Annotated in this window: 23 protein-coding genes and 1 pseudogene; 16 read left to right on the top strand and 8 right to left on the bottom strand. The window is 61.7% G+C overall.

The window, feature by feature from the left end; all coding sequences use genetic code 11:
* The first annotated feature begins 56 nt into the window (after positions 1-56).
* From NKI63_RS22625 to NKI63_RS22615, 3 genes are all read left to right on the top strand, one after another.
* On the top strand, positions 57-1,091 hold the full coding sequence (locus tag NKI63_RS22625; protein ID WP_352491082.1) for an ABC transporter permease: 1,035 nt from the start codon (positions 57-59) through the stop codon (positions 1,089-1,091).
* A gap of 12 nt (positions 1,092-1,103) precedes the next feature.
* Positions 1,104-2,261, top strand: coding sequence for an ABC transporter permease (locus NKI63_RS22620; protein WP_254819057.1), 1,158 nt, complete (start codon positions 1,104-1,106; stop codon positions 2,259-2,261).
* A 79-nt stretch (positions 2,262-2,340) separates the two neighbouring features.
* Positions 2,341-4,764 (top strand): dipeptide ABC transporter ATP-binding protein, encoded by a 2,424-nt coding sequence (locus NKI63_RS22615; protein ID WP_352505545.1) that lies wholly within the window; start codon positions 2,341-2,343, stop codon positions 4,762-4,764.
* Between the two features lie 14 nt (positions 4,765-4,778).
* Here the strand turns inward: NKI63_RS22615 and NKI63_RS22610 are convergent, their stop codons facing one another.
* Complete coding sequence (locus NKI63_RS22610; protein WP_352505546.1) at positions 4,779-5,369, bottom strand: transglycosylase SLT domain-containing protein; 591 nt, start codon at positions 5,367-5,369, stop codon at positions 4,779-4,781.
* Between the two features lie 218 nt (positions 5,370-5,587).
* On the opposite strand from NKI63_RS22610, the gene NKI63_RS22605 reads away from it, so the two are divergent.
* Both NKI63_RS22605 and NKI63_RS22600 read left to right on the top strand, forming a co-directional pair.
* A complete protein-coding gene (locus tag NKI63_RS22605; RefSeq protein WP_352505547.1) occupies positions 5,588-7,126 on the top strand; it encodes a trimethylamine methyltransferase family protein in 1,539 nt (512 codons plus the stop codon).
* Positions 7,127-7,205: 79 nt separating this feature from the next.
* Positions 7,206-9,647: a GcvT family protein gene (locus tag NKI63_RS22600; protein WP_352505548.1), complete on the top strand. Its 2,442-nt coding sequence runs from the start codon at positions 7,206-7,208 to the stop codon at positions 9,645-9,647.
* Between the two features lie 4 nt (positions 9,648-9,651).
* On the opposite strand, the gene NKI63_RS22595 is transcribed toward NKI63_RS22600, so the two are convergent.
* Positions 9,652-10,044 carry a DoxX family protein gene (locus tag NKI63_RS22595; protein ID WP_352687533.1) on the bottom strand — a complete coding sequence of 131 codons (393 nt, stop codon included), beginning with the start codon at positions 10,042-10,044 and terminating at the stop codon, positions 9,652-9,654.
* A gap of 260 nt (positions 10,045-10,304) precedes the next feature.
* On the opposite strand from NKI63_RS22595, the gene NKI63_RS22590 reads away from it, so the two are divergent.
* Entirely contained in the window at positions 10,305-10,739 is a 435-nt protein-coding gene (locus NKI63_RS22590; protein ID WP_352505550.1) for a hypothetical protein, read from the top strand.
* A 150-nt stretch (positions 10,740-10,889) separates the two neighbouring features.
* Here the strand turns inward: NKI63_RS22590 and NKI63_RS22585 are convergent, their stop codons facing one another.
* The 3 genes and pseudogenes from NKI63_RS22585 to NKI63_RS22575 form a co-directional block, all read right to left on the bottom strand.
* A complete protein-coding gene (locus NKI63_RS22585; RefSeq protein WP_352505551.1) occupies positions 10,890-11,891 on the bottom strand; it encodes a TIR domain-containing protein in 1,002 nt (333 codons plus the stop codon).
* A gap of 684 nt (positions 11,892-12,575) precedes the next feature.
* Positions 12,576-13,352, bottom strand: a pseudogene (locus tag NKI63_RS22580) (VOC family protein).
* Positions 13,353-13,965: 613 nt separating this feature from the next.
* The gene (locus tag NKI63_RS22575) at positions 13,966-14,322 is read right to left on the bottom strand and encodes a hypothetical protein (protein ID WP_352823331.1); all 357 of its coding nucleotides are present in this window, start codon (positions 14,320-14,322) and stop codon (positions 13,966-13,968) included.
* On the opposite strand from NKI63_RS22575, the gene NKI63_RS22570 reads away from it, so the two are divergent.
* The 5 genes from NKI63_RS22570 (at position 14,299) to NKI63_RS22550 (ending at position 18,509) form a co-directional block, all read left to right on the top strand.
* Positions 14,299-15,663, top strand: coding sequence for an NAD(P)-dependent oxidoreductase (locus NKI63_RS22570; protein WP_352505553.1), 1,365 nt, complete (start codon positions 14,299-14,301; stop codon positions 15,661-15,663). The genes NKI63_RS22575 and NKI63_RS22570 overlap by 24 nt on opposite strands.
* A 2-nt stretch (positions 15,664-15,665) precedes the next feature.
* Positions 15,666-16,979 carry an NAD-dependent dihydropyrimidine dehydrogenase subunit PreA gene (gene preA / locus NKI63_RS22565; protein ID WP_352687536.1) on the top strand — a complete coding sequence of 438 codons (1,314 nt, stop codon included), beginning with the start codon at positions 15,666-15,668 and terminating at the stop codon, positions 16,977-16,979.
* A gap of 102 nt (positions 16,980-17,081) precedes the next feature.
* On the top strand, positions 17,082-17,600 hold the full coding sequence (locus tag NKI63_RS22560) for an RrF2 family transcriptional regulator (protein ID WP_352505555.1): 519 nt from the start codon (positions 17,082-17,084) through the stop codon (positions 17,598-17,600).
* Between the two features lie 13 nt (positions 17,601-17,613).
* Positions 17,614-18,072, top strand: coding sequence for a carboxymuconolactone decarboxylase family protein (locus tag NKI63_RS22555; protein ID WP_352505556.1), 459 nt, complete (start codon positions 17,614-17,616; stop codon positions 18,070-18,072).
* A 59-nt stretch (positions 18,073-18,131) separates the two neighbouring features.
* Positions 18,132-18,509, top strand: a complete 378-nt coding sequence (locus tag NKI63_RS22550) for a DoxX family protein (RefSeq protein WP_352505667.1) — start codon at positions 18,132-18,134, stop codon at positions 18,507-18,509.
* 30 nt (positions 18,510-18,539) lie between these two features.
* On the opposite strand, the gene NKI63_RS22545 is transcribed toward NKI63_RS22550, so the two are convergent.
* Together NKI63_RS22545 and NKI63_RS22540 are read right to left on the bottom strand one after the other, a co-directional pair.
* Positions 18,540-19,262, bottom strand: coding sequence for an SDR family oxidoreductase (locus tag NKI63_RS22545; RefSeq protein ID WP_352505557.1), 723 nt, complete (start codon positions 19,260-19,262; stop codon positions 18,540-18,542).
* Complete coding sequence (locus NKI63_RS22540; RefSeq protein WP_352505558.1) at positions 19,259-20,110, bottom strand: SDR family NAD(P)-dependent oxidoreductase; 852 nt, start codon at positions 20,108-20,110, stop codon at positions 19,259-19,261. Before NKI63_RS22540 ends, NKI63_RS22545 begins: the two co-directional genes overlap by 4 nt.
* A gap of 105 nt (positions 20,111-20,215) precedes the next feature.
* Here NKI63_RS22540 and NKI63_RS22535 point away from each other — a divergent pair, with 105 nt between their 5' ends.
* Complete coding sequence (locus NKI63_RS22535) at positions 20,216-21,088, top strand: helix-turn-helix transcriptional regulator (protein WP_352687538.1); 873 nt, start codon at positions 20,216-20,218, stop codon at positions 21,086-21,088.
* Between the two features lie 22 nt (positions 21,089-21,110).
* On the opposite strand, the gene NKI63_RS22530 is transcribed toward NKI63_RS22535, so the two are convergent.
* Positions 21,111-21,752, bottom strand: coding sequence for a TetR family transcriptional regulator C-terminal domain-containing protein (locus NKI63_RS22530; RefSeq protein WP_254819042.1), 642 nt, complete (start codon positions 21,750-21,752; stop codon positions 21,111-21,113).
* A gap of 243 nt (positions 21,753-21,995) precedes the next feature.
* On the opposite strand from NKI63_RS22530, the gene aptA reads away from it, so the two are divergent.
* The 4 genes from aptA (at position 21,996) to NKI63_RS22510 (ending at position 25,762) form a co-directional block, all read left to right on the top strand.
* On the top strand, positions 21,996-23,324 hold the full coding sequence (aptA, locus tag NKI63_RS22525) for an omega-aminotransferase AptA (protein ID WP_254819041.1): 1,329 nt from the start codon (positions 21,996-21,998) through the stop codon (positions 23,322-23,324).
* 139 nt (positions 23,325-23,463) lie between these two features.
* Entirely contained in the window at positions 23,464-23,883 is a 420-nt protein-coding gene (locus NKI63_RS22520) for an endonuclease domain-containing protein (RefSeq protein ID WP_352823325.1), read from the top strand.
* A gap of 3 nt (positions 23,884-23,886) precedes the next feature.
* Positions 23,887-25,137 carry a Zn-dependent hydrolase gene (locus NKI63_RS22515; RefSeq protein WP_352823323.1) on the top strand — a complete coding sequence of 417 codons (1,251 nt, stop codon included), beginning with the start codon at positions 23,887-23,889 and terminating at the stop codon, positions 25,135-25,137.
* Positions 25,138-25,381: 244 nt separating this feature from the next.
* Positions 25,382-25,762 (top strand): endonuclease domain-containing protein, encoded by a 381-nt coding sequence (locus NKI63_RS22510; RefSeq protein WP_352823320.1) that lies wholly within the window; start codon positions 25,382-25,384, stop codon positions 25,760-25,762.
* Positions 25,763-25,846: the final 84 nt, after the last annotated feature.

Raw genomic sequence — 25,846 nt, 5'->3', positions numbered from 1 at the left:
GGCAGGGCGGCTTGCAAACCGGTTCCAACCCCCAACCCGACCGGCAGGGGACCGCCATGCTTTCTTTCGTTATCAGGCGTCTCGGCACCATGGCATTGACGATGCTGTGCCTGACGATGATCGTCTTCTTCCTGGTCAATCTCGGGCCCAATCTGAAGAAGCTGGCGATCAGCCAGACCGAAATGCACACATCCGCCGAGCAACTTGAGGCCTGGCTGGTCAACCATGGCTATCGGCAGAATTTCTTTGTCCGCTACGGCCAATGGCTGGGCATCATGCCAAAGCAGCCGGTGACCGACCCGGCGACCGGCAAGCCCGCACAGCGTTTCTCCTTCTGCAACGATCCGGTCGTGCCGACATTCTCCGGCATCCTGCAAGGCGATTTCGGATGCTCGACCAAGTTCAAGACGACGGTCGCTTCGAAACTCTTTCCGGCGCTCAGCGCCACCGGCATCCTGATGCTCTGCGTGCTGGCCGTAATGGTGCCGATCTCGCTTTTGATCGGCATTCTCGCCGGCATGCGCGAGGGCTCACGCACCGACCGTACATTGTCGGTGGCTTCGATCGCCTCGACGGCGACGCCCGAATACGTTTCGGGCGTCATCTTCACCGTGATCTTCGCCTCCTGGCTCGGCGTGCTGAACGGTTCGGCGGCCTCGGCCAGCCAGGGCATCACCTTCTACAATTTCACCTTGCCGGTAATGACGCTGGCGATCTACGGCATCGGCTACATCGCCCGCATGACCCGCGCCTCGATGGTGGAGGTGATGACACAGCAATATATCCGAACCGCCCGGCTGAAGGGCCTCTCCTTCGGCAGCGTGGTGATAAAGCACGCTCTGCGCAACGCGCTGATCGCACCGTTCACGGTCATCATGCTGCAGTTTCCCTGGCTGCTCACCGGTGTCGTTATCGTCGAGGTGATGTTCCGATACCAGGGTTTCGGCTACACGCTGGTCGAGGCTGCCGGCAACAACGACATCGATCTTCTGCTCGGCTGCTCGCTGGTCTCGGTGTTTATCGTCTTGATCACACAGCTCATCTCCGATGTCGGCTACGCGTTCCTCAATCCGCGCATCAGAGTTCAATAGGAGACCGGGCGGATGCAGGTCGAATATCTCAGCGCCCTCAACGTCGTACTCGGCGTGCTTGCCCGCTTCTGGCCGGTCTGGATCGCTCTTGCCCTGGTGATGGGAGCGAGCTTCGGCTACAAGAAGAAACTAGGCCTTTACGGCCAGCTTTTCGACAGCGGCGTCGGCATCGTCGGCGTCGGCATCTGCCTGTTCTGGCTGTTTACGGCGATCTTCGCGTCGACCATCTCGCCCTTCGATCCGCTTGCCCAGGTGCCGATCATGAAGGACGCGCTGCCGGGCGCGATCGAGCCGGCGTCGAAACTTGTATACTATTTCGGCGGCGACAAGCTCGCCCGCGACGTGTTCTCCCGCATGGTCTATGGCAGTCAGATCGTGCTGATCATCGCGCCGGCGGCGACCGGTTTTGCGCTGATGGTCGGTATTACGCTCGGCCTGCCGGCCGGCTATTATGGCGGCAGGATCGATACGGTGCTGTCCTTCCTCGCAAACCTTGTGCTGGCCTTCCCGGTGATCTTGCTGTTCTACCTGCTGGTGACGCCGGGCATCATGGACACGCCGATCCCCTACGCGATGGCAGGGCTGTTCTTCCTGTTTCCGATCATCTTCTTCAGTGTGTTGTTCTGGACGCGCTACAAGAACCGTCCCGACCGCCTCTATATCCTGCTTGGCCTGACGTTGGTGCTTGGCGGCTGGATCTATGCCGGCCTTGTCTTCGATGCCGATCCGTTCAAAATCATCCACATCGATCCCAACCAGCTCAACATCTTCGTGGCGGTGGTGTTCGCCTCCAGCCCGGGCGTGTTCCGCATCGTGCGCGGCCTGGTCATGGACATCAAAACGCGCGACTATGTTGCGGCGGCTCAAACGCGCGGTGAATCGCCCTGGTACATCATGCTGTGGGAGATATTGCCCAATGCGCGCGGGCCGCTGATCGTCGACGCCTGCCTGCGCATCGGCTACACTACGATCCTGCTCGGCACGCTCGGCTATTTCGGGCTGGGACTAGCGCCGGAAAGCCCGGACTGGGGCACGGCGATCAAGGATGCAAGCCGGCTGCTGCGCTCCTTCATCCACCCGGCGCTGCCGCCGACGATCGCGTTGATGTCGTTCGTGCTCGGCCTCAACCTCCTGGCGGATTCGCTGCGCGAACAGTCTATGAAAGATTGATGCCGGGAAAGATTGACGCCGGGAAGACCGATGCCGGGTTCGGCCCGACGTGCCTGAAGAACAAGGATTGGAGCGACCCATGAATGAGGCAGTTCGAAATCCCGCCAAGCCGACCAGTGGGCCGACCAATGAGCCGATCATCGAGATCGAGAACCTGTCGATCTCCTTCTTCACCCGTAAGGGCGAGATCCCGGCGGTCATGGATTTTTCCTGCACCGTCATGCCCGGCGAGGCAATGGGCATTGTCGGCGAATCCGGTTGCGGCAAGTCGACCGTGTCGCTCGGCATCATGCGCGACCTCTCCAACATCGGAAAGATCGTCGGCGGAAAGATCAAGTTCCAGGGCAAGGACATGGGAGAACTGTCCGATGAGGAACTGCGCGCCATCCGCGGCAACAAGATCGCGATGATCTACCAGGAGCCGATGGCCAGTCTGAACCCGGCAATGAAGGTCGGCCAGCAGCTGATGGAAGTGCCACTGATCCACGACAAGGTGTCGAAGGACGAAGCTTATAAACGCGCCTTGGAAATGGTGCGCGCGGTGAAGCTGCCGGATCCCGAACGCATGATGCGTTCCTATCCGCACCAGCTTTCGGGCGGCCAGCAGCAGCGCATCGTCATTGCCATGGCGCTGCTGTCGAAGCCGGCGCTGCTCCTGCTCGACGAGCCGACGACAGCGCTCGACGTGACGGTGGAAGCCGGCATCGTCGACCTGGTCAAGGGGCTGGGCGAGAAGTTCGGCACCTCGATGATCTTCGTGTCGCACAATCTCGGGCTGATCCTGGAGACCTGCGACCGCATTACGGTGATGTATTCGGGCGAAGCGGTGGAGACCGGCAAGATCAAGGACGTCTTCGACCGGATGCGCCATCCCTACACGCAAGGCCTGTTCCGCTCGATCCCGCTGCCCGGCGCCGACAAGAATTCGCGGCCGCTGATCTCGATCCCGGGGCAGTTGCCGCTGCCGCACGAGCGGCCGAAGGGCTGCAATTTCGGCCCGCGCTGCCACCATTTCGTCGAGGGCGTCTGCAACGCCGCCGAAATTCCGATGATCGCGGTCGAAGGCCATGACGGGCATTTCTCGCGCTGCGTGCGCTTCAACGAGATCGACTGGGAGGCGCTGCCGCCCGGCGCCAAGAAGGTCAACGAGCGCGTGGTGCCCGGTGCGCCGGTGCTCCAGATCGAAGACCTCAGGAAGTATTACAAGGTCGGCGGCAGCGAAGTGTTCGGCTCGAGCGAGGGCCGCGTCGTCAAGGCCAACGAGACGATCTCCTTCATGGCCCGCGAATCCGAGACCGTCGCTATCGTCGGCGAATCCGGCTGCGGAAAATCGACCCTGGCCAAGGTGCTGCTCGGCCTCGAAACGGCAAGCTCCGGCCGCGTTAAGCTCGGCAACAAGGAGATCCAGTCGACCGGGATCGAGAAGCGCAGCGTCGACACGGTGTCGTCGATCCAGATGGTGTTCCAAAATCCGTTCGACACGCTCAATCCCAGCCATTCGGTCGGTTCGCAGATCATCCGTACGCTGGAAAAGTTCAATGTCGGCAACACGGTGGCCGACCGCCGCAAGCGGATGCTGGAGTTGCTCGACCTGGTGAAGCTGCCGAGGGCGTTCGAGTCGCGCAAGCCGCGCCAGCTTTCAGGTGGCCAGAAACAGCGCATTGGCGTGGCGCGGGCTTTTGCAGGCGACGCCAAGGTGGTGGTGGCCGACGAGCCGGTCTCGGCATTGGATGTGTCAGTGCAAGCGGCGGTGACCGAGCTGCTGATGGATATCCAGCGCAAGAACAAGACGACGATGCTGTTCATCAGCCACGATCTGTCGGTGGTGCGCTACATCGCCGACCGCGTCGTCGTCATGTATCTCGGCTATATCGTCGAGCAAGGCACGACCGACCAGATCTTTTCGCCGCCCTATCACCCCTACACCGAGGCGCTGCTGTCGGCGATCCCGATCGCCGACACCAGCGTGGTGAAAAGGCACATCGTGCTTGAAGGCGACATTCCGTCGGCAATGAACCCGCCCTCGGGCTGTCCGTTCCAGACGCGCTGCGGCTATAAGAAGCTGGTGCCGGACAATCTTTGCGAAACCAAGGTGCCGCCGGTCAAGCATCTCGGCGACGGCCATATGAGCCTGTGCTGGCTGGCCGACGACGTGCTGGCGAAAATGGAGCCGGTGATCAAATTCGACAAGGAGCACGCCGCGAATGAGGGCGTGCCGGACGATGCGTCGCACGGTACTGGTCCGGGCTTTGCCGGTGATCCGCCCAAGCGTCCACACGGCAAGACCGGCAGCGCGGAAGCTGATGCCGAGGGCGAGGTAGCGGAGAATGGAGAAGCGGTCGCCAAAGCCCGCCGTCATGAGGTTCGCGACGAGGTTTCAGAGACCGGCGGCACCTCAAGCTCTGCCGATAGCGCGTCGGCACCAATCATGCCGCCGACAGTCGGCGACGGCCGCCAGGCGGACGACGCCACGCGCAAGCCACGCAAACCCAAGGGCGGCTGAGAGCCGTTAGTAGGCTAGGGCGCGCATTGCCGTAGCTGAGCGGCGTAGTCCTGCGCCATCTGCTCCGTGGCGTGCGCATAGCGCTGCACGTCGGCGTCGCCGCGACTGCCGCGCTTGTAGGCATTCCAGCCGAGATAGTAGGCGAGATACAGATTGTATGTGTCGTTGCGGGCGACGCCGAGCGTGTCGGCGGTCTTGGAATGATACCAGCCGACAAAATCCACGGCATCGGCAAACCTGGTGCGGCGCGCCGCCCAGCTGCCGGTCTCGTTCTGGTATTGCGCCCAGGTCCCGTCGAGTGCCTGCGAGAAGCCGGTGGCGCTGGAGATATGTTTCCAGGGAATGAAGCCCAGCAGCTTGGTGCGCGGCGGCCTGGCATTGCTCTTGAAGCCGGACTCCTTGCGCACCGTCGCCATCAGCACGGGAACCGGCACACCGTACTTCTGCTCGGTGCGTTGTGCCGCCGCCTGCCAATTGTCGAACCAGCCGTCATTCTGGTCGAAAACGGCGCACACATCGTTGATGTGGTTCGGCGGCGTCGCGCAGGCCGAAAGCGCCAGCGGCACGGCAATCGCTACAATTTTACTAAAACTCGACCTACGCATTGGAAAAGCATTAGGCCGAAAACATAAAAGGAATCTTGCTGTCTTCCTTAACGGCTCATCGGCCGCTTTGGCCGACACTGAACAGGTATAAATATTCCGACGTTTGCTGTCGCTTTTACCGACGTGAAATTCTCACAATGGCGCCTTGGCTAAAATCACGCCCGCAGGTGGCGGATTCTTGACAGCCCGATGCTCATGCCGGCGCTTTGATGCGCCGCATGAGCGAACCAAGACGCAAGCGCGGCGCCGAGCGAACCAGCAACAGGGGACCGACCGCCATCCCACAACTGCCGCTCAGGCGGGTGACAAACCCTTATCCGCCGATGGCGATGCTCTCGGCCGACCAGATCGAGGCGATCCATGAAGCCTCTATGCATATTTTGGAGAATTTCGGCATCGAGGTGATGAGCCTGCGGGCACTGTGGCTATTCGAGAAGGCCGGGGCCAAGGTCGATCATGCCTCGATGAACGTCCGCATCGATCGCGGCATGATCGAGGAAGCGCTGAAGACGACGCAGTCCAGCTATACGCTTACGCCGCGCAATCCCGCCCATGCCGTCCACCTCGGCGGCAATACCATCAACTTCACGCTTGTCGCCGGGCCGCCGAATGTGCACGACATGGAGCGCGGCCGCCGTGCCGGCAATTTGCGCGATTATTCCGATCTCGTCCGGCTGGCGCAGCATTTCAACTGCATCCACATGCTAGGCAACCAGGTCTGCGCGCCGGTGGAATTGCCGGCGAATTCCCGTCACCTCGACACCTATTTCGCCAATCTGACACTGACCGACAAAAGCTTTCACGTCTCGGCCATCGGTCGCGGCAGGGCGCTCGACGGCATCGAAATGATGGCAATCGCGCGCGGACTGACGCCTGACGGGATGCGCGACGATCCCGGCGTCACCACGATCATTTCGGTCAACTCGCCGCGCCGCTTCGACGAGATGATGGCCGAGGGGCTGATGACAATGGCCGAGTTCGGCCAGTCGGTGGCGGTAACGCCATTCACACTGATGGGGGCGATGAGCCCGGTGACGCTTGCCGGCGCGCTCGCCCAGCAGAATGCCGAGGCGCTGTTCGGCGTGGTGCTGACGCAGCTCGTCCGCCCCGGCGCGCCGGTGATGTATGGCGCCTTCACCTCCAATGTCGATATGAAATCGGGAGCGCCGGCTTTTGGCACGCCTGAAAACACCAAGGCGAATATAGCGTCCGGACAGTTGGCGCGGCGCTACAAGCTGCCTTACCGCACGACGCCGGGCTCGGCTTCCAATGCCGCCGACGCGCAAGGCGCCTATGAGACGCTGATGGCGCTGTGGGGCGCGGTGCTCGGCCACGGCAACCTCATTTACCACGCCGCCGGCTGGCAGGAGGGCGGGCTGACTGCGTCGTTCGAAAAGTTCATCATCGACGTCGAGATGATCCAGCACATGATGGAGTTTTTGCGCCCGATCGAAGTCAACGAGGCCGAGCTCGCCGTCGAAGCTCTGGGTGCGGTACCGACCGGCGGCCACTTCTTCGGCGAGCCGCACACGTTGGAGCGCTACGCCACGGCCTTCTACCAGCCTATGCTGTCCAACTGGCAAAATTTCGAGGCCTGGCAGGAGGCTGGCGGGCTCGATGCCACGGCGCGGGCGACGAGGCTTTGGAAGAAGGCGCTGGAGGACTATGTCGAGCCGGTGATGGAAATCTCCAGGCGCGAAGCGCTGGAGGCATACGTGGCCAAGCGCAAGGAAGCGATCGGGCAAAGCGAGCCGTGATGATCGAAGGCTCGCGCTCGTGGGGCTCCTCCCCGAATTCATCGTTTCCATCCAACTCGTTGACGTCAGAGAGAATCCCATGAAATCGCATGCAAAGGTCGTGGTTATCGGTGGTGGCGTCGTCGGGTGCTCCGTGCTGTTCCATCTGGCCCGGCACGGCTGGACCGACATCGTGCTTCTGGAGCGCGATGAATTGACCTCCGGCTCGACCTGGCACGCCGCCGGCGGCATGCACACCATCAATGGCGATCCCAATGTCGCCAAGCTGCAGAAATACACAATCTCGCTCTACAAGGAGATCGAGGAACTGTCCGGCCAGGCGACCGGCGTGCATTTGACTGGCGGCGTCTTGCTGGCAGCGACGGAGGCGCGGCTCGACTGGCTGCGCGGCGTCGTCGCCAAGGGCCGCTATCTCGGCATCGAGCTCGAGGAGATATCGCCTGACGAGGCGGCCGAGCTGATGCCGTTGCTCGATCCCAAGCAGTTCGTCGGTGCCGTGCGCAACAAGGAGGACGGTCATCTCGATCCGTCCGGCGTTACCCATGCCTACGCCAAGGCGGCGAGGAAGCTTGGTGCCGAGGTCGAGCGTTTCACCAAGGTCGAGGACATTGTGCGGCGCGCCGACGGGTTGTGGCGTGTCATCACCAACAAGGGTGAGGTGGTGGCCGAGCATGTGGTCAACGCGGGCGGCCTGTGGGCGCGCGAGGTCGGCCGCATGGTCGGGCTGGAGCTGCCGGTGCTGGCGATGGAGCACATGTACCTGATCACCGAGGACATGCCGGAAGTCGCCGCCTGGAACCAGAAGACCGGTACCGAGATCATCCATGCAGTCGATTTCGACGGGGAGCTCTATCTGCGTCAGGAGCGCGGCGGCATGCTCATGGGCACTTACGAAAAGGCCAACAAGCCATGGTCCGAGTTCCAGACGCCATGGAATTTCGGCCACGAACTGCTCGAACCCGACATCGACCGCATCGCACCGTCGCTGGAGGTTGGCTTCCGGCATTTCCCGGCATTCCAGAACACCGGCATCAAGCAGATCATCAACGGACCCTTCACCTTCGCGCCGGACGGCAATCCGCTGGTCGGGCCGGTGCGCGGCCTGCCGGGGTTCTGGGTGGCCTGTGGTGTCATGGCGGGGTTCTCGCAGGGCGGCGGCGTCGGCCTGGCGCTGTCGAACTGGATGATCGAGGGCGATCCCGGCGCCGACATCTGGGCGATGGATGTGTCGCGCTACGGCGACTGGGCGACGATGGCCTATACCAACGCCAAGGTGCGCGAGAATTATTCGCGGCGGTTTTCGATCCGCTTCCCGAACGAGGAGTTGCCGGCTGGGCGACCGCTCAAGACGACGCCGGTCTATGATCTGCTGTCGGCCGAGGGCGCGCAATGGGGCGTCGCCTATGGGCTGGAAGTGCCGCTGTGGTATGCGCCCGAAGGGGTCAAGGACGAATTCTCCTGGCGCCGCTCGAGCGACTTCGAGCATGTCGCGAAAGAAGTGGAGACAGTTCGGCAACGCGTTGGTCTGTCGGAAATCTCGTCATTCGCCAAATACAGAGTCACCGGTTTGGGCGCAGCAACCTGGCTCGACAGTATGCTCGCGTGCAAATTGCCAAGGCCCGGCCGCATGACGCTAGCGCCGATGCTGAAGGAAGACGGCAGGTTGATCGGCGATTTCACGCTGGCCAACCTCGGCGGTCCAAATTCTGCAAGTAAGGATTGGTTCCTGGCCGGCAGCGGTGTCGCCGAGCAGTACCACATGCGCTGGTTCGAAGCGCATCTGCCGAAGGACGGCTCTGTTAGCATCGAGGCGCTGGGAGCAAAACTCACCGGCCTGTCGATCGCCGGGCCGACCGCGCGGAACCTTCTTGAAAAGGTCACACGGTCGGACGTGTCGAATACGGCCTTTCCGTTCATGGCCATCAGCAAAATGGACGTCGGCATGGCGCCATGCCTGGTCGGGCGGGTCAGCTACACCGGCGATCTCGGCTACGAAATCTGGGTCGCGCCGGAATATCAGCGCGCCGCCTATCAGACGCTGATGGCCGCGGGGGAGGAATTCGGCATCGGCCTGTTCGGCTCGCGCGCGCTCAACGCATTACGACTTGAGAAGAATTACGGCTCATGGGCGCGCGAATACCGGCCGATCTATGGACCGTTGGAAGCCGGGCTCGACCGCTTCGTCGCCTACGGCAAGCAAGCCGATTTCATCGGCAAGCAAGCGGCGTTGGCCGAGCGCAAGCAAGGCGGCAGACTGCGGCTGCGGGCCTTTGTCGTCGATACTGTCGATGCCGACGTCATCGGCGACGAGCCAATCTGGTACGGCGGTGCCGTGCGCGGTTGGGTCACGTCGGGCGGCTACGCGCATCATTCGAAAAAGTCCGTCGCCATCGGCTATGTGCCGAAAGAGATTGCCGACGAAGCCGACGGCTTCGAGATTGAGCTTCTGGGCAAACGCCACGCTGCGCGCATGCAGCCGATCCCGCTGTTCGACGCGAATTTCGAGCGGATGCGTGGGTGACGTTTCAGGCACCGCGGCGGTTGTCCAGCGCCAGGGCGCCGGCGCCGGCAAACACCAGATAGAGGAAGATGAAGCAGAACGAGATCGCCGAATCGCCGCCATTGTTGACCGGGAAGAAACCCTGCGGCATGTGCGCCATGAAATAGGCGATCGCCATTTCGCCGCAGAGAAGGAACGCCACCGGCCTGGTCAAAAGCCCCAATGCCAGCAGGATGCCACCGGCGAATTCAAGTAGGGCAGCGGTCAGCGTCAGCCCGGTCAGAGCGCCCGCGTGATCGCTGACGGGAAAATTGAACAGTTTCTGGGTACCATGCTCGATGAACTGCAGCGCCGTCATGATGCGCAATGCGGCCAAAGCCTGCGGCTGATATCTGGCAAGACCGTCAAAAAGCTTCATCTAAAACTCCATTTTACCCCTCCCGGACCGGCCATAAATTATCGCCCGGAAATGGACTACTCACTTCCCATGGCCTGCCATCAACAATCGGTGATTGAAAATGATTCCCCAGTCTGACTTTCATATGTGCTCTCTCTATGGTTGCATTTACATATCTATGGTTGTATTGATGCATAGATACTCCAGACACGTGGGTTCACTTCGCCACGAAAAAAGTCGTCATCAGCCTATTCGCAATCCTTGCAGGTACCAGCTTCGCCATGGCCGGGGACGCCGGCTGTGATGCCTTCAAATGGCCGGTGACACGCGAGCAGGCATTGTTTCCGGCATTGCCCTCCGCACAGTCCGGCGGTGCCCTGACGATCGGGCAGGCGGTGGATTTCACGCTCGCAGCGGTCGATACGATCGGCTTTGCTGTTCCGCCGGAACGTGCGCCTGCAGCCGGTACATTCGGCGCGACGGCAAGCGTGGCCGTGCCCCTGGAGGGAGAGCTCCAGATCAGCCTGTCTAATGAGGCCTGGATCGATGTCGTTCAGGACGGCAAAGCCGTGAAGTCGGCGGGGTTCAGTGGTATGAAGACCCGTCCGGGGATCCGCAAGAGCGTGCGCTTTAAGCTGGCCGCCGGCCCGGCGACTATCCAGCTCAGCGGCGCCAAGAAAGAGACCCTCAAGGTTGCGGTGCTGGCGCCGGAATGACTTTGCGCCCTGAGACAATTCATTTGCTCGCATCGCACCAACGGTGCGGTGCGGCTGTTCAATTTTGATAGGTATCGGGCTGGTTCAGCGTCCCGGCGCGATCAGCGCGAAATGCGGGCGAACCGCCGCCATGGGCACGATAGATTTCGCCTAAAGAACGTCACCCGGATCGAATGGTACTCCGGCTCCCCGAAGCTCTTTCGCTAACTCGCGCTCCCAATTCTTGCCGTCGCCGAACGACACATAGCCGATGCCATCAAAGTCTGAAGGTCTCTCAACACCCTCGCCCATGAGTGCGCAGACGTTCTTTGATTCGAGCTTGCCGATGAAAAATCCTAGCTCGAACACTACGTTTTGTCGGGCTCGCTTTCCTGGGGTTGCACCCGCCAAGCCACCAACGTCTTCCGGCATCATGAGAACGACGGCGAACGAAGCACCCTCGGCTACCTCTTGGAACTTCGTCAGGAGCGATCTGCCCGCATTAGCACTCCGGTGAAGGATAATCGGTTCAAGCTTGAGGCGTCGCAAGAACACCTCGACTTCGTTCAGCGAACTTTTGTCGCGTCCATGAACGACAAACACCTTCCGCGATTTAGGTTGTGGCACTTCTGGTGGCTCCTTAACGGGCATCGCTGTAGATGAGCCGAGAGCCGCGCCCAAATCGCGCACCTGATCAGCGGTGAGTTGACCAACGGCTTTGTCAAATAGCGCTGGGTGAACGTTGCGAACACTTCGCACCGGGTCGCCAAAAAGAATTCTCGTGCCCAGTCCTGTGCTTACCGCATTCTTTGGCACCAGTTTGCCGTCGAGCATCTTCAAACCTTCGGTGTCCAACGCGATCCAAAAATCCATGCGGTTTTGAGCACTGACGTCGTTCAAAATTCCGTTGGGATAGTTCCTGTCCAAGTTCCCCGCTTTCTGGACAAGAAAAATATCCAACCGCTCCCCGTCCAAAGTCAATTCGGATGAGTTAGCTACCGCAAATCTTGCCAGCGCCATTGCACGCGCGAGACGGCCTCCCTTGTCTCGCCCAGCATCTATACCGTCGAGCCCAATCTCCAATATGAGTTGATCAAACTCAGAATGGCCTAGCGAGGCCAAAATGTTGCAAGCGCCGAGCACAAGCTTTCGCGCCAATTTGAATTCAAGCATAACTTCAATGCCTCGCCCAAAACCTCAGGCGCAACAATATACGAAGCGCCGAACGAACCGTAACCGATTTGGGACACGTTAACAAAAAGCACAAGGAAAAAACCTTGGCCGATCAGGCCAAAGCTCATTGGTTAGGGTTGATTTATTTCACAAATCGTCATCAGCCTATTCGCAATCCTTGCAAGCACCAGCTTTGCTATGGCCGATGATGCTGCGCCACCTTTAAATGGCAGGTTGCGCGTGAGCAGGCGCTGTTTGCGGCCGCGCACGCCGCGCCAAGAGGCGTAACAGAACGGCCAAGGCTCTAATCGCCACTGGATGACAGTTCAGTGGCAGGTCACTGGCACTCGTGCCGGTTAATACGATCAGCTTTGCCGTGCCGCCGGAACATACGCCCGCAGCCGGCACGTTCGGCGCGACGGCAAGCGTGACAGTGCCGCCGGAGGCGAGCTCCAGATCAGCCTGTCCGGCGAGGGCTGGGTCGATGTCGTTCAGGACGGCTATGCCGTCGCTCGGTCGATTTCAGCGGCGTGAAACCCTGTCCTGGCATTCGCAAAAGCGTGCGTTTCACGCTTGCGGCGGGTGCGGCGACCGTCCAACTCAGCGGCGCCAAAAAGGCCGGTCTCAAAGTTGCGGTGCTGATGCTGGAATGATCCAGCAGCAGCACTCGGTTGGTCAGGACGCCTACCGCACCGGCGCCATCAGCGCGAAATGGGCACCTTGCGGGTCTGTGCACTGTACGATCCAGCTGCCGCCGGGGACCTCCATCGGACCCATCAGGATCTTGCCGCCATTGTCGGTGACGCGCTTGGCTGCCGCGTCGATGCCGGGCACGTTGAAATAGAACTGCCAGACCGGCGCCGGGATCTGCTCGGGCTTGTTCATCATGCCGCCAACGGGCTCGCCGCCGAAGGCGAAAAGCTGGTAGACGCCCATCGGACCCATGTCCATGGCGTCGCCCTTCTCCCAGCCGAACTGGCTGGAATAGAAATCGAACGCCGCCTTCCAGTCTGACGTGTAGAGCTCATGCCAGCCGATGTTGCCGGGGGTCGCCAACGGTAGCGGCGGCTGGTCGGGGCCGCTGGGCTGCAGGAAGTTGAACATCGCGCCTTGCGGGTCTGCAACGACGGCGAAGCGGCCGACGCCAGGAATGTCGTCGGGTTCGCGGTGAACCGCGCCACCAGCCTTCTTGAGGGAGGCCGTTGCGGCATCGACGTCCCTGGTGAGGATATAACCGACCTAGGCCGGCGGCATGCCCATCTTGCGCGCGTCATCGGGCAGCGTCATCAACCCGCCGACGCCGCGCTCGCCGACATTCATGACGATATAGCGCGGCATGCCCTGGGCCCCTTCGAAAGGCTGCCCCCTCCAGCCCACCACGGAGGTGTAAAACGCCTCGGCGGCGTCGAGATCGGTGGTCATCAGCTCGTACCAGAAGAAGGGCATGGGGGACTGTGGCATTGTCGTGCTCCTTGCGGTTTGTACATCGATCATGCGCGATCCATTCTAGGACGATCTTCACGACGAAAATCCGACAGCGGCCAAAAAAGATGACGGCAAATTGGAAATGTTACCGGGTTGCGCGCCCTGCGGTTTTCGACTTTGCTCTCAGTCAACGAGGGGTTGTTGATCCATGCGCCGGATGTCGCTCATTCCCTGACCAGAGCGGACCATCACCAGTCTAAGGCCTATCCCGCTGCCCGGAATGGTTGTGGAAGGCGTGGTGCGAAGCGAGGGGTCAGATCCAAGCAGCTATGGCTTCACGAGCAATCACCTCTACCGTGCATTCGAGACTGAGCAATAGGAAATGCGAACAGTCGTCTGTCGGCCCGGGTATTGATCGCAACCAGTGCGAGTTCTCGACTCGGAGGAGGGGCCATCTATAGGAGGCTTGCCCGCCAGAGCCAATCAATGGGATTGAGCTGCTAGCGCTGACATGGGTCACTCCCAACATGTCGTCATGAGCCGAAAGTGCTAGCACTCCGTGGAAGTTGATCTTGAGGGTTCGTTCGGATGCCCCGACGAAGAAGTCGCCTTCGACGGCCAATTCAAAGTAGTTGTCGGATTTCAGACGTCACACCTGACAGGCAGCCAGCGGTAAATCTTCCACAGGCTCCCACCGCTGAACCGCCTCCTGAACAATGTCCATCACCTTCTCCAATGTTTGAAAATCGCGCACGATGCTCAAGCGCCTACCGCCCCGTAAGCGCTTTCGAACAGCTTGTCGCCACTGGTAGCCAATTCTGGGCGCCGCATCCATTGAGGCGCAACGGACGGTGCTCAAAAACATGAGTGCATTTATCATGTTTTTATCGAGAGGTTTCAGCAGTTGCGCCGAAAATTGACCAATTGATAAAAAAATAAAACGTGCTAGCCTTCCCCAAAACAAGAACATGGGGAACTGACGATGCCAGAAGGCCAGTTCAAGCAAGGCATTGCCGGCGGGCGGCTCTCGCCGGACCAATATGCCGACAATTTCGCCGACCTGCACCCGCCGCTCGATCATCACGAGGCGCTGGTCGAGTCCGACCGCTGCTATTTCTGCTATGATGCGCCGTGCATGAATGCATGCCCGACCTCGATCGACATCCCGCTGTTCATTCGCCAGATTTCGACGGGCAATCCGATCGGCTCGGCCAAGACTATTTTTGACCAAAACATTTTGGGCGGCATGTGCGCCCGCGTCTGCCCGACCGAGACGCTATGCGAAGAAGTCTGCGTGCGCGAGGTGGCCGAAGGCAAGCCGGTGCAGATTGGTCGCCTTCAGCGCTACGCCACCGATGTCGCCATGGCCGAAAACAAGCAGTTCTACAAGCGCTCCGAACCGACCGGCAAAACGGTCGCCGTGGTCGGCGCCGGACCGGCCGGGCTTGCGGCCGCGCATCGGCTTGCCCGTCATGGCCACGACGTGACCATCCTGGAAGCCCGCCCGAAGCCCGGCGGCCTCAATGAGTACGGTATAGCCGCCTATAAAAGCGTCGACAATTTTGCCCAGGCCGAAGTCGACTATGTCACGTCGATCGGCGGCATCGACATCCAGAACGGCAAGGCGCTCGGCCGTGATTACCAGCTGTCGGACCTGACCAGGAATTACGATGCGGTGTTCCTCGGCATGGGGCTTGCCGGCGTCAATGCCTTGCGAGCGGATGGCGAGGAGGCCCCGGGCGTCAGCAATGCTGTCGAGTTCATTGCCGAGCTTCGTCAGGCCAGTGATCTGGCCAGCCTGCCGGTCGGCCGGCGTGTTGTCGTCATCGGCGGCGGCATGACGGCGATCGACGCGGCGGTGCAATCGAAGCTGCTCGGAGCCGAAGAGGTGACGATCTGCTATCGGCGCGGCCCGGAGCACATGAATGCCTCCGAATTCGAGCAGGATCTGGCTGCAGCCAACGGCGTCATCATCCGGCACTGGTTGCAGCCGAAGCGGGTCATTGCCGACGCTGGCAAGGTGTCGGCGATCGAGCTCGAATACACCGCGATGGACGGCGACCGGCTCGTCGGCACCGGCGAGCGGCTGACGTTGACCGCCGACCAGGTGTTCAAGGCGATCGGCCAGAGTTTTGTCCCGGCTGCGCTCAACGGCAGCGGTGCGGAGGTCGCGCTGGAAGCCGGCCGCATCAAGGTCGATGCGGAAGGGCGCACCTCGCTGCCAAACGTCTGGGCCGGCGGCGACTGCATTTTCGGCGGCGATGACTTGACTGTTTCAGCTGTCGCGCAAGGCCGCGATGCGGCGGAGAGCATTCATCGGGCACTGACCTCGAACGGGAGGGCATGAGCATGGCAGACATCCGCAACAATTTCGTCGGCATCAAGTCGCCGAACCCGTTCTGGCTGGCTTCGGCGCCGCCGACCGACAAGGCCTATAACGTCATCCGCGCCTTCAAGGCGGGCTGGGGCGGCGTGGTATGGAAGACGCTCGGCGAAGAGGGCCCGCCGGTGGTCAACGTCAACGGTCCGCGCTACGGCGCGATCTGGGGCGCCGACCGTCGTCTGCTCGGCCTCAACAACATCGAGCTGATCACCGACCGCGACCTGCAGGTCAATCTGCGCGAGATCAAGCAGGTCAAGATGGACTGGCCCGACCGGGCGATCGTCGTCTCGCTGATGGTGCCTTGCGAGGAGCATGCCTGGAAGGCGATCTTGCCGGTAGTCGAGGAGACAGGCGCCGACGGCATCGAACTCAATTTCGGCTGCCCGCACGGCATGTCGGAACGCGGCATGGGTGCGGCAGTCGGCCAGGTGCCGGAGTACATCGAAATGGTGGTGCGCTGGTGCAAGGCCAACACCCGCATGCCTGTCATCACCAAGCTGACGCCCAACATCACCGACATACGCAAGCCGGCACGCGCTGCCCTTGCCGGCGGCACCGACGCGGTATCGCTGATCAACACCATCAATTCGATCACCGGCGTCAATCTCGATAGTTTCGCACCGGAGCCGACGATCGACGGCAAGGGTTCGCATGGCGGCTATTGCGGCCCGGCGGTGAAGCCGATCGCCATGAACATGGTGGCCGAGATCGCGCGCGATCCGGAAACGCATGGCCTGCCGATCTCCGGTATCGGCGGCATTACCACCTGGCGCGACGCCGCCGAGTTCATGGCGCTCGGCGCCGGCAATGTGCAGGTGTGCACGGCGGCGATGACCTATGGCTTCAAGATCGTGCAGGAGATGATCGCCGGCCTGGAAAACTGGATGGACGAGAAGGGCCATGCCTCGCTGGACGACATCGTCGGCCGCGCCACGCCCAACGTCATCGACTGGCAGTATCTCAACCTCAACTACGTCGCCAAGGCGCATATCGACCAGGACGCCTGCATCAAATGCGGCCGCTGCCACATCGCCTGCGAGGACACCTCGCACCAGGCGATCACCAGCATGGTCGACGGCGTCAGGCATTTCGAGGTGATCGAGGCCGAATGCGTCGGCTGCAATCTCTGTGTCAATGTCTGTCCGGTCGAGAATTGCATCACCATGGAGCCGCTGGCGGCCGGCGTGATCGACCAGCGCACCGGCAGGCCGGTGTCGCCGATCTATGCCAACTGGACGACGCATCCGAACAATCCGATGGCCAAGGTGGCGGCGGAGTAGCATTGCGGAAAAAAAACGGCGTTCATGGGCGCCGCTTTTTAACTTTCCTATTGCAGATAAAAGTTATCCACGATAATCTATATCCATGAACAGGAGAGCGAAATGAAGCTGGGCGAAGGGGTCGAGGCGGCTATTCATTGCGCCGCTATGCTTGCCGGCGTTGATGGCGCCGCGACCTTGCCAGGTGCTGCCATGGCCGAAGCGTTCGGGCTGTCGCCGAGCTATCTGCTTAAGCATCTCAACGCGCTGACTGCGTCCGGCATTCTGGATTCAGTGCCGGGGCCGTCCGGCGGCTACCGGCTGGCGCGGCCGGCGGAGCGCATAACGCTGCTCGATATCGTGCTGGCCGTCGAGGGGCGTGAACCGGCGTTCCGCTGCGCCGAAATCCGCCAGCGCGGCCCAGCGAAGCTCGATGCCTCGGTCTATGTCAAACCCTGCGGCATCAACGTAGCCATGCTGAAGGCCGAGCGTGCCTATCGCGCCGCGCTCGCCGACGCCCGGCTGTCCGACATCGTTGCAGAATACACGGCCGATGCCGATCCCCGTTCGGTCGCCGCGAACTGCGCCTTCGTCGAGCGCCATCGGCGGCCGCAGAAATCAAGTTCAACCAAGCAAGCATGAAAGGCTACAGACGATGAAACAGAGGCTGCAATTTTTCGGCGCGGCGCCGGAGATCATGAAGGCGGTGTCGGCGCTCAACAAGGCAGTCGACGAATGCGGGCTCGAAAAAAGCCTGTTGCATCTGATCAAGCTCAGGGCGTCGCAGATCAACGGCTGCTCGTATTGCGTCGAGATGCATAGCCGCGAAGCGCGCCGCGACGGCGAAAGCGAGCAGCGGCTCTATCTCGTCTCCGCCTGGAAGGAATCGCCGCTGTTTTCAGAGCGCGAACGCGCGGCCTTGGCCTGGACCGACGCGCTGACCAGGATTGCCGACAACGGTGTGTCGGACGAACTCTATGCAAGGACGCTCGAATATTTCTCGGAAGAGGAGCTGGTCAAGCTCTCGGTGGCGCTCGGCATGATCAACACCTGGAACCGGCTTTGCGTTCCGTTCCATGCAATCCATCCGATGCCAGCGGTCTTGGCCGCCTGAGGACAAGGTGCGCGGCCTTGCGCCGCGCGCCTCTTTTCTGCCCAAGGACCCCCGACAGCATGTTTTTAAACTTTGATAGTGAGATCCTATTCGCCGCCCGCCTGCTGCTTGGCGGCGCCTTTGTCTTTGCCGGCCTGCGCAACATCCAGAATGCGGCGTTGGTGAGCCAATTGATGACGACGCGCGGCGTGCCGCAGGCACGGCCGGTGCTGTGGCTGGGGATCGTCCTGCAGATCATCGCCGGAGCACTGGTGATCGCGGGCATCTGGACCGCTCCGGCGGCGGCATGCCTGATCCTGTTCCTGATCGTCGCCACGCCGATGTTCCATAACTTCTGGGATCATCAGGGCCCGGAGCGCGCGTCCCGCATCAATGGCTTTGTCGGCAACGTCGCGCTGGCCGGAGGATTTCTGGCGCTGATCGCGCAGTCGCTTTGACAACGACTGATGCCTCTTGGAGGCAGCCGCTCACGCCGCATACCGCAAGCCGCCGTCGCAGGTCAGGATCTGGCCGGTGACGAAGCTGTTCGAAACCAGGAACGCGATCGCCTCGGCGACGTCCTCGGCGCGGCCGATGCGGCCGACCGGCGTCCTGCCGGCATAATCGGCAAACACCGCATGGCGCTGTTCATCGGGTAAAAAGTCCCACCAGGGCGTGTCGATGACACCTGGCGCCACGACATTGACGCGTAACGGCTTCAGCTCCATTGCCAGGATCGGCACCACGGTCAGCAGCATGCCGTTGACGGCGGCGATGCCGGCGACACCCGGCGCCGACAATTGCGCCGACACCGCCGAGATGAAAGTCACCGAGCCGCTCTTGTTCAGCGTCGGCAAGGCGGCCTGCAGGCAGGAGAGCTGTGGCCGGACTTTCTCGTCGACGCCGCCGCCGATGTCGGTCAGGTCAAGCGTTTCGAACGCGCCGAGGCCCTTGCCGCCGCTGGCGGCCAGCACCAGGTGATCGAAAGGGCCGAGATCGCTGAAGAACCGGCGAACCTCGTCCGGCTTCGCGGCGTCGAAGGCAGCTTTTTCGACTGTGCCGCCAAGGCTTTGCCATGCGTTGTCGAGCTTTTCCCTGCTGCGCCCGGTGATCGTCACCTTCATCCCCGGGCCGAGCAGCTTTGTCGCGGTGGCGAGGCCGATGCCGGAGGAGCCGCCGACGATCACGGCGTGCTGCGTTTTCTCGATCATGAATTTTCTTTCTTCGATGTTGCGGAAGCGGGTGCGAGCCCGACAAGGCCGAGGCTCAATTCGCGCAACTGCTGCCTCGCCTTAGCGTCATAGGCTTGCGCATCGGCGCGGGATTTTCTTTGGCCGTCGAAATAGAGGCCGCTTCGCCCCTCAAGCGCCGGCGATGTGGCGAGGTTGATGATGGCCTCGGCGCCGGTTTCGACGGAGCTCCAGGGTGTGATGCCCGCCTGCCGCACCATCGTAGTGTTCATGTAGCTTGCCGGATGCAGGCTGTTGACCGTGACACCGGTGCCGTTCAGCTGCTCCGCCAGATCGATGGTGAACATGATCTGCGCCAGCTTGCTCTGGCAGTAGGCACGGACGCCGCCATAGGAGCGGGTCAGCATGACGTCGTCGAAGTCGATCGCCTGCTGGCCGGCCGAGGCGACGTTGACGATGCGCGCCGGCACGCTGGACTTGAGCAGCGGCAGCAGCTCCGTGGTGAGCAGGAAACCGGCGAGATAGTTGACGGCAAAGCGCAACTCGTAGCCGTCGGCGCTGACCTGCCGTTTCGCGTTTGGGCCGGCGGTGCCGACGCCGGCATTGTTGATGAGGACATCGAGCCGCTTGGTCCTTGCGCGCACGGCCTCGGCGAGGCGGCGAACTTCCGCCAGGGAGGAGAGATCGGCGACCAGCAGCTCGGCCTTGCCGCCGGCGGCTTCGATTTCGGCCCCGATCGCCTTGCCCCTTGTCGCGTCGCGGCCATGCACCAGGATGCGCGCACCGCCGGCGCCGAGCCTTTGCGCGACGACGCGGCCGACGCCGTCGGTAGACCCTGTGATGAGGATTGTCTTGTTTTTCAGTTCCATGTTCGGAGCCTCCATCTCGTAGCTCTGAGCGGAAAGATGGGGCACCAGCCACTTGCCAAACAGTTCAAACTTTATCCTGGTATCGGTACTGCTATAATAGCGCCGATGGATTCCACCACGCATTCCGCCGAAGACAGCCGCCGCCGCGAGCTTGGCGCCTTCCTGCGCTCGCGGCGCGAAAGGCTGACGCCTTCGGCCACCGGCATATCGACCGGATTGCGCCGGCGCACGCCCGGGCTGCGGCGTGAGGAAGTGGCGATGATCGCCGGCGTCGGCACGACCTGGTACACCTGGCTGGAGCAGGGCCGCGACGTTCGGCCATCGGCAGAGGTGCTGACGGCGCTCAGCCGGGCGCTGCGCCTGGACACGGCCGAGCAACGGCATCTGTTCATCCTTGCCGGCCGACCGCAGCCGGAGCGTCGCGTCGACGCGCCGGAAAAAGTCGATAGCCCGTTACTGCACATGCTGCAGAGCCTGGTCCTGCAGCCGGCCTATGTCCTTGGGCGGCGCTGGGACGTGCTGGCCTGGAACTCTGCCGCGGCAGCCGTGTTCGGCGACTATGGTCTGCTGGAGGGCGATGCCCGCAACATCGTCCATATGGTTTTCACCAGCCCGCAGCACCGGCGCCTGCTCGTCGACTGGGAGGAACTGGCGCGTGCCGTGCTGGCGTCATTCCGGGCAGAAAGCGCCAGATATGTCGGCGATCCGGATTTCGAGCGGCTGATCGCGCTGATGACGCGCTCGAGCCCGGAGTTTCGCGCCTGGTGGCCGCTACGCGACGTGGCCCGCAACCTATCGGGTGTGAAGCATGTCCGGCACCCGATAGCGGGCGCCATGGCGTTCGAGCATATGAGCCTGTCGATCGACGACGGCTCGGACATGAAGCTGATCGTCTACACGCCGCTCGCCGAGCAAAACTCGATCGCCAAGCTCGAACAACTGCTGGAGACGCTTCCGGCCGAGCGGCGCAGCGCGTGATGCCCATCGCTTCGCTGAAGCCTCAGCCCTTCGGCTTCAGCCCGTCAATGAACAGTTGCTCGAGAAACCTTGCGGCATCCTCGAAGCGGCCGTCACCGCCGCGATCGGGGCCGAGCACGGCGCGGACCTGGACGTCGAAATCGGCATAGTGCTGCGTCGTCGCCCAGATCGAGAAGATCAGGTGCCAGGGGTCGGTGCGGGCAATCTTGCCGGCGCGCATCCAGCCCTTGATGACGTTGGCCTTCTCGTCGACCAATGTCTTCAATTCGCCCTCCAGCATCGGCATGATGCGCGGCGCGCCCTGCAGGATCTCGTTGGCGAACAGCCGGCTCTCGCGCGGGAAATCGCGCGCCATTTCGAGCTTGCGCCTGATATAGCTGCGCAGTTCGGTCAAGGGATCGCCAATGTCGTCGAGTTCGCGCAGCGGTGCCAGCCAGGTGTCGAGAAGCCGCTGCATCAGCGTCTCGTGGATGTCCTCCTTGCGGCGGAAATAATAGAGCAGGTTCGGCTTCGACATGCCGGCGGCTTCGGCGATCTGGTCGATGGTCGAGCCGCGAAAACCGTTGGTGGAGAAGACTTCGAGCGCTGCCTCTAGGATGAGCTCGCGCTTTTCCAGCTGGATGCGGGTGCGGCGAGGAGCGGAGCTTTCGACCGCCCCCGTCACCTCGAAAAACCTTCGCCGCGAGGAGTGTCTGGACCAATTCTCTGGACCAGTTTTTCTCCGCCCTGTGGAGCGCACTTCGAAAGCCGCATTTCCGCTAGTAATCCCTTGACCGCTGATAAGGCGGTGCTAACGTTTGTCCAACCGGTCAAAAATTTGCGTAGCACGAAAACGCAGCAAAGACCAAGTGTTGGAAAGACCAGGCGTTAGCCGCACCGAAACGGGTTACAAGGGGAAGTCTTGGTCATGTCCAACCGGCTGAAAGTCACGCCGAACGATCTCAGCGCATTCTGGATGCCGTTCACGGCAAACCGGCAGTTCAAGCAGGCGCCGCGCATGTTCGTGTCCGCCAAGGACATGCATTACACGACCAGCGACGGGCGCAAGGTTCTCGACGGCACCGCCGGCCTGTGGTGCGTCAATGCCGGCCACTGCCGTCCGAAAATCACCGAGGCGATCCAGAGCCAGGCGGCAGAGCTCGATTATGCGCCGGCGTTCCAGATGGGTCACCCGATCGTGTTCGAGCTTGCAAATCGGCTGGTCGATATCGCGCCGAAGGGCATGGACCATGTGTTCTTCACCAATTCCGGATCGGAATCGGTCGAGACCGCGCTGAAGATGGCCATCGCCTATCACCGCGCAAAAGGCGAGGGCTCGCGCACCCGCCTGATCGGCCGCGAACGCGGCTATCACGGCGTCAATTTCGGCGGCATTTCGGTTGGCGGCATCGTTACAAACCGCAAGATGTTCGGCACGCTGCTCGGCGGCGTCGATCACATGCCACACACCCATCTGCCGGAAAAGAACTCCTTCACCAAGGGCGTGCCCGAACATGGCGCCGAACTGGCGAACGAATTAGAGCGTATCGTTGCCCTGCACGACGCCTCGACAATCGCCGCCGTCATCGTTGAGCCGGTTGCCGGTTCCACCGGCGTCATCCTGCCGCCGAAGGGCTATTTGCAGAAGCTTCGCGAGATCTGCACCAAGCATGGCATCTTGCTGATTTTCGATGAGGTCATCACCGGCTTCGGCCGTCTCGGCACGCCGTTTGCCGCCGACTATTTCGGCGTCACGCCCGATATCATGACCACCGCCAAAGGCGTCTCCAACGGCGTCATCCCGATGGGCGCGGTGTTCGTGAAGAAGGAAATCCACGACGCCTTCATGACCGGGCCCGAGCACATGATCGAGTTCTTCCACGGCTACACCTATTCGGGCAATCCGATCGCCTGCGCCGCGGCGCTGGGCACGCTCGACACCTACAAGGAAGAGGGGCTGCTGACGCGCGGCGAGGAACTGGCGCCGTACTGGGAGGACGCGCTGCATTCGCTGAAGGGCGAGCCGAATGTCATCGACATCCGCAATATCGGCCTGATCGGTGCGATCGAACTGGCGCCGATCGCCGGCCAGCCGACGAAACGCGCCTTCTCGGCTTTTGTGAAGGCGTTCGAGCGCGGTGCATTGATCCGAACCACCGGCGACATCATCGCGCTGTCACCGCCGCTGATCATCACCAAAGGCCAGATCAACGAATTGATCGACCATGTGCGCGAAGTGCTGAGGGCGGTGGATTGAAGAACCGGGCGCGGATATCCCTCCCCCTTGAGGGGAGGGTGGCCGCGAAGCGGCCGGGTGGGGTCGGTGCGGCAGTGCGCCGACCTGATCTTTTGCTGCGAGGTCGTTTTTGATGCCCCGTACCCGTGTGAGCTTCGAAATGCGCCAAAAGGCACGGGCGCTGCGAGTTCACGCGACCAAGGGCGAATCCCTGCTTTGGTATGAACTGCGCGAGCTGAAATCGGCCGGCATCAAGTTCCGGCGCCAGTGCCCCATCGGACCGTATATCGTCGACTTCGCTTGCCTCGCTGTAAAGCTGGTGGTGGAAGTGGATGGCGACTTGCACGAACAGGAGAAGGGCAAACGGCACGACGCCGTCCGTGATGCCTATCTGCGATCGCTTGGGTTCGATATCTTTCGCGTCGATGAGCCCGATGTCATAAACACCGCTTGGCATGTCGCACAGGTGGTCAAGGAGAAGGTCGCGCGCATGTCAGCCGACCCCACCCGACCGCTTCGCGGCCACCCTCCCCTCGAGGGGGAGGGGGAGGCTGGCGTGCCGCAACCGATGAGGTTTTAGAATATGGCCGCCCCCGGCGAGAATCTGCGAATCAATTCAGACCGTTTGTGGGATTCGATAATGGAGATGGCGAAGATCGGCCCCGGCATCGCCGGCGGCAATAATCGCCAGACCGTTACCGACGAGGACGGCGAAGGGCGGCACCTGTTCAAGCGCTGGTGCGATGAGGCGGGGCTCGAAATGGGCGTCGACGAGATGGGCACGATGTTTGCCCGTCGGGAAGGCGCCGACCCCAGCCTGCCGCCGGTCTATGTCGGAAGCCATCTCGACACCCAACCGACCGGCGGCAAGTATGACGGCGTGCTCGGCGTGCTCGGCGGCCTGGAGGTCGTGCGCTCGCTCAACGATCTCGGCATCAAGACCAAGCACCCGATCGTCGTCACCAACTGGACCAACGAGGAAGGCGCGCGCTTTGCGCCGGCGATGATGGCGTCGGGGGTATTCGCCGGCGTGCTCGACCAGGCCGACGTCTATTCACATGTCGACAAGGACGGCAAGAAATTCGGCGAGGAACTCGAACGGATCGGCTGGAAGGGCACCGAGAAAGTCGGTGACCGCAAGATCCACGCCTTCTTCGAATTGCATATCGAGCAGGGCCCGATCCTCGAGGACGAGGGCATCGACATCGGTGTCGTCACCCATGGGCAAGGGTTGAAATGGCTACAGGTGACGCTGACCGGCAAGGAGGCGCACACCGGCTCGACGCCGATGCCGAAGCGGCGCAATGCCGGGCTCGGCATGGCGCGGGTGATCGAATTGGTGCACGAGATCGCCATGGACTACCAACCCGACGCCGTCGGCGCGGTCGGCCATATGGAGGTCTATCCGAACTCGCGCAACATCATCGCCGGGCGCACCGTCTTCACCATCGACATCCGCTCGCCGGAAAAGGAGGTGCTGGACGCCATGGACGGGCGCATCCGCGAAGGCATCGACACGATCTGCGAGGCGCTCGACATCAAATATCAAATCGAGCAGGTCGGCCATTTCGACCCGGTCACCTTCGACGCGGGCTGCGTCAAGGCTGTGCGGGATGCGGCGGAGCGCTTGGGATATACGCATCGCAATATTGTCTCGGGCGCCGGCCATGACGCTTGCTGGATCAACCGCGTTGCGCCCACCGCAATGGTGATGTGCCCTTGCGTCGACGGTCTCAGCCACAACGAGGCCGAGGAAATCACCAAGGAATGGGCAGCGGCCGGCGCCGACGTGCTGTTCCATGCGGTGGTGGACACGGCGGAGATCGTAGGGTGAGAGGTTTGGGCTGGAGCAGACGGATTCTTGCGAAGAGGGACCCCCACCCTAACCCTCCCCACAAGGGGGAGGGAACTCCTGTCAGCGCCGATTTGCGGCAAATTACCAACGTTTCCAACGCCAAGGTCGTAAGTCGGATTGCGCGGCAGCATTCCCTCCTCCTTGTGGGGAGGGTTAGGGTGGGGGTCCCTCTTCGCAAAAAATTCGTACGCGATTTCTCTGCCTTTGCGGGAAGAGATTGAGGGTGGGGGTACTCGTTTTGGCACCGACCGGTATCGACCCCGCCGCCATCAAACGTGCCAGGGCATTACGCCGAAACATGACGGATGGCGAACGCAAGCTCTGGTCGGAATTGAAAGAGTTCCGTCATCTCTACGGCCTGCATGCCAGGAAGCAGGCGCCAATCGGGCCTTACATTGCGGACTTCGTTCTGCATGAGAAGAACCTCGTCATCGAAGTAGACGGAGAGCATCACTTCACGCCGGAGCAAATGGACAAGGATCGGATACGCGATGCATGGTTTAGCCGGCAGGGCTATCGTGTGCTGCGGTTTTCGACCGGAGATCTGGCGGAATCTTTCGACGGGTGTATCGAAGAGATACTGCGGGAAGTTGGAGTCATGTAGAGGCCATTTACAGCCCCGTTGGTCCTGACCCCACCTGTAACACCAACAAGACGCTCACAAGAAGCGCGAGAGAACAAGGGAACA

Origin of the sequence: Mesorhizobium sp. M0410 (genome assembly GCF_040321435.1) — a bacterium.
In the GTDB taxonomy this organism is placed as follows: domain Bacteria; phylum Pseudomonadota; class Alphaproteobacteria; order Rhizobiales; family Rhizobiaceae; genus Mesorhizobium.
The sequence above is the reverse complement of the archived record's forward strand: the minus strand, read 5'-3'. Positions and strand labels throughout refer to the sequence as shown.